The organism is Mariniradius sediminis, from assembly GCF_021491425.1.
GTDB lineage: Bacteria > Bacteroidota > Bacteroidia > Cytophagales > Cyclobacteriaceae > Mariniradius > Mariniradius saccharolyticus.
Genome location: NZ_JAKEVZ010000032.1, coordinates 1 through 3,453, shown reverse-complemented (window position 1 = coordinate 3,453; position 3,453 = coordinate 1). Strand labels below are relative to the sequence as shown.

Here is a 3,453-nt window from a genome sequence, read left to right as displayed (position 1 = left end):
TAAAATAGGTAAAAACAACAATCCAAACAACTGTATATCAACATTTTAAACCATTTTAAAAACCTTCGATTACCCAAAAACCTAAATTAATTTGTATCTTCCGTCAACGAGTTGTGCAACAGGCACAAGGGGTTTGCGATAGCGGGGGTTCCGTGCTTCGCAGACACATTGGTGTAAGGTGGAAGTTCAGTTGCTTCGGATAAAGTTTAGTACTGCTCCCCCACCATCGCAAACCCCCGGAACGTTGGGCACAATGTTTTTCAATGAAGATACTCCTACTAACAATACTGACAATTCTAACTGGGACAACTTGTTTCGGTCAGACAAAGCAAGTGCCGACAAATTTAAGTCAGGCTATAAAACTTTTGGACTCTGACTGCCCCGACAGTTTAAAGCGGACAATCAAAGTGACACCGGACAACGACTTAAAAAAATTAGGTTACCCATGGGGTGGCAAGTATAAGACAGTATTTGAATGGACAAATAGTGATAGTGATTCCAAACTAAAAAGGTATCTGTCTAACAAAGGTGTAACAACTCACCAAGACATAGTTGTCTTCCTTGCATTTAAAAATCATTTACTGGGACAAACCATTGACGAAAGGACTCTTCTGAAGCCTTATCAAGAAATTGAAAAGAAATGGAATGATGAAGATAAAGTTCGATACACCACCGACAGCTTAAGAGGTGTTTACATACCAAAGGACTTAGAGGATTGCTTTAAGCAAATCGATTCATTTTGGAATGACAGTACAAAGCTAAAAGTCAAACAATGGACAGAAGACGAATTTTCCGGACGAGTTCATTTGGGATTTGGAATGTGGATGCGAAACAATTGGCAGTTGTGGGGCGGCTCAAGACTTTCAAAGTATTTTAATGAAATGGGTATCACCCACCCCGATGATATGTCGGGAATAATCCTGGAAAGTTATCATCGACACCTTAACAATAAAGAGATAAAGTTAGAAGAGCAAGTTCAGCATTATAAAGACTATTGGGAAAAAGCAAAAGCGGACGACTTAAAAAGAAAGCAAGATGAATTTTCGGAGTACTCGGTAGGTGACACAGTCTTATTTAAATACAATTTCGGTTATTCAACTCCTGAGCAGGAGGAAAAGTACGACAACGACTCATGTCTAGCTAAGGGAAAAATAGTTGGACTAAATAAAGAGACCTTTCAACTGACAGTTTATTTGATTGAAAGCTGTGACAAAAAAGGCATAGTGTATTCTGACAATGAGAATACTCAAATTTTTAACCCAAAGACTAAAAAATGGGAGAAGCCTAAAAAGAGAGTTATCACGTACATGAAAGCCGGACAAGTGAAAACATTTGACTATGACCAATGGGACACTATATAAAGAACGGAGTAAAAAACACTGTGCCCAACAGCAGCTATTTGCAATGGCTGGGTGACGTGTAAGTATAAAGTTTTATCTTCGCTATTACGTTTGGTCACGGTGGACAAATACGGTTTCAAAAGCCAGCCACTGCAAATAGCCAAACGTTAGCGGCAATGGTAGGACGACTGCACCATAAATAAAAAACGAATAACAAATAATAAATATCAATATGTCAAAACTTAATGTTGACCAGAAAACAATAATGTTACTTTTTTCAGACAAAAAATCTGACTTTCTTATCCCTGACTATCAAAGACCTTACGCTTGGGAAGAAAGTCAATGCCAAACTCTTTGGGACGACATTTTCACTTTCGCTTTTCCAGACAATAACAGTGACAAATTTGACAGTAATGAAGAATACTTCTTAGGTTCAATAGTAACTTTTGAAAATGACAGAAATAAAAAAGAAGTAATTGACGGACAACAACGCTTAACAACTCTGATGCTGCTATTACGAGCTTTTTATGCAAAGTTTGGAAATATGCAAGACGAGAACTCTAAAAGCACTCGTGAAAGAATTGCACAATGTTTATGGAAAACAAATGAGTTTGGACAACCTAATCTAAACATTCTAAAAATTGATTCAGAAGTAGCAACCGATAATGACAAAGAAGAGTTTTTAGAAATACTGAAGACTGGTATTGTAAACAAAGACCAAAAGAGTAACTACGCTAAAAACTATCGCTTTTTTCAAGAAAAGATAGATAACTTTTTAAGTGAATACCCGTCATATTTTGCATACTTGCCCGCAAGGATTTTAGGTAATTGTATTCTATTGCCAATTGAAGCAGAATCGCAAGACACCGCTTTGAGAATTTTCTCAACTTTAAATGATAGAGGCTTGCCACTGTCTGACGCAGACATATTCAAAGCACAATTTTATAAGCATTATTCAACAAAGAACCAAAAAGACAAATTCATTGAACAATGGAAAGACCTTGAAGAAATTACAGGTAGGATTTTCAAACCATTGAATGGAACTCCAATGGATGAACTTTTCACACGTTATATGTATTTTGTTCGTGCGAAACAAGGAATAAAATCAAGCACAACGGAGGCCTTACGCAAATTTTACGAAAAAGGTAAATACTCAATTCTAAAGCAAGATGAGACATTATCAAATCTCAAAATCCTTGTTGATTTTTGGCATGATGTGTATAACCAAAATCCTGAAAGATTTTCACCCAATATCCTAAGAAAACTTTTTATCCTCAATTCCGCACCAAATGGTATGTGGACATATTTTTTGTCAGTCTATTTTCTTCAAAACAAGAATGATATTGGACAACTAGAGGATAACAAATTAGACGAGTTTTTAAATAAAACAATCGCATTTGTTTGGGCATTTGCATTTACTAATCCCGGGGTTAATGCTTTAAGAACGCCAGTTTATGCCGAGATGATAAATATCGTTACTGACAAAATAGTCAACTTTGATGAACATAAATTTGACGAACACTCATTAAGGACAGCCATAAATAATTTTGAATTTAAAAATGGCAGACCGATAACAAGGTCAATGTTAACTTGGTGGGCATTTAAAGACGATAATCAAGAAATCCCAACACTTAATACAATTTTTGACATTGAACATATTTTTGCGAAAAAAAGACAAGAAAACGATAAGTCACTAAGTAACACAAAATTATTAGAGGCACTTGGCAACAAATCTTTACTTGAAGACAAAATAAATATTAGAGCTGCGGACTATAGATTTAGTGATAAAATCAAATATTACAAAGGTTTTACCAATGACAAAGGACAGCATAAAACAGGCTCAATTATTACTGAACTAATTAATTTGGCAGCCACTAAAACCGACTTCACTGAGCAAGACATAATAAACAGAAGCGAAAGAATAGTGAATGAATTTATTGCCTTTTTAAAACAGAAAAACTTAGTAAAATAATGAGAACCACAGCCGCTAACAGCCGTAACCGTTGCACAACCTCCCCTTGAATCAAGGAAATAGAAGTTTTTTAAAGGAAGTGGTAGATTTTTGGGATTTTTGATTGGCTGGCGAAAACGGGATCGTTTTTCGGTCAGGCGG

General features: G+C 35.9%; 2 protein-coding genes. Both read left to right on the top strand.

Going from position 1 to position 3,453, the window contains the following annotated elements; all coding sequences use genetic code 11:
* Positions 1 to 263 precede the first annotated feature (263 nt).
* On the top strand, positions 264 to 1,361 hold the full coding sequence (locus L0U89_RS20085) for a DUF6794 domain-containing protein (RefSeq protein WP_234863167.1): 1,098 nt from the start codon (positions 264 to 266) through the stop codon (positions 1,359 to 1,361).
* A gap of 211 nt (positions 1,362 to 1,572) precedes the next feature.
* Positions 1,573 to 3,312 (top strand): DUF262 domain-containing protein, encoded by a 1,740-nt coding sequence (locus tag L0U89_RS20080; protein ID WP_234863166.1) that lies wholly within the window; start codon positions 1,573 to 1,575, stop codon positions 3,310 to 3,312.
* Positions 3,313 to 3,453: the final 141 nt, after the last annotated feature.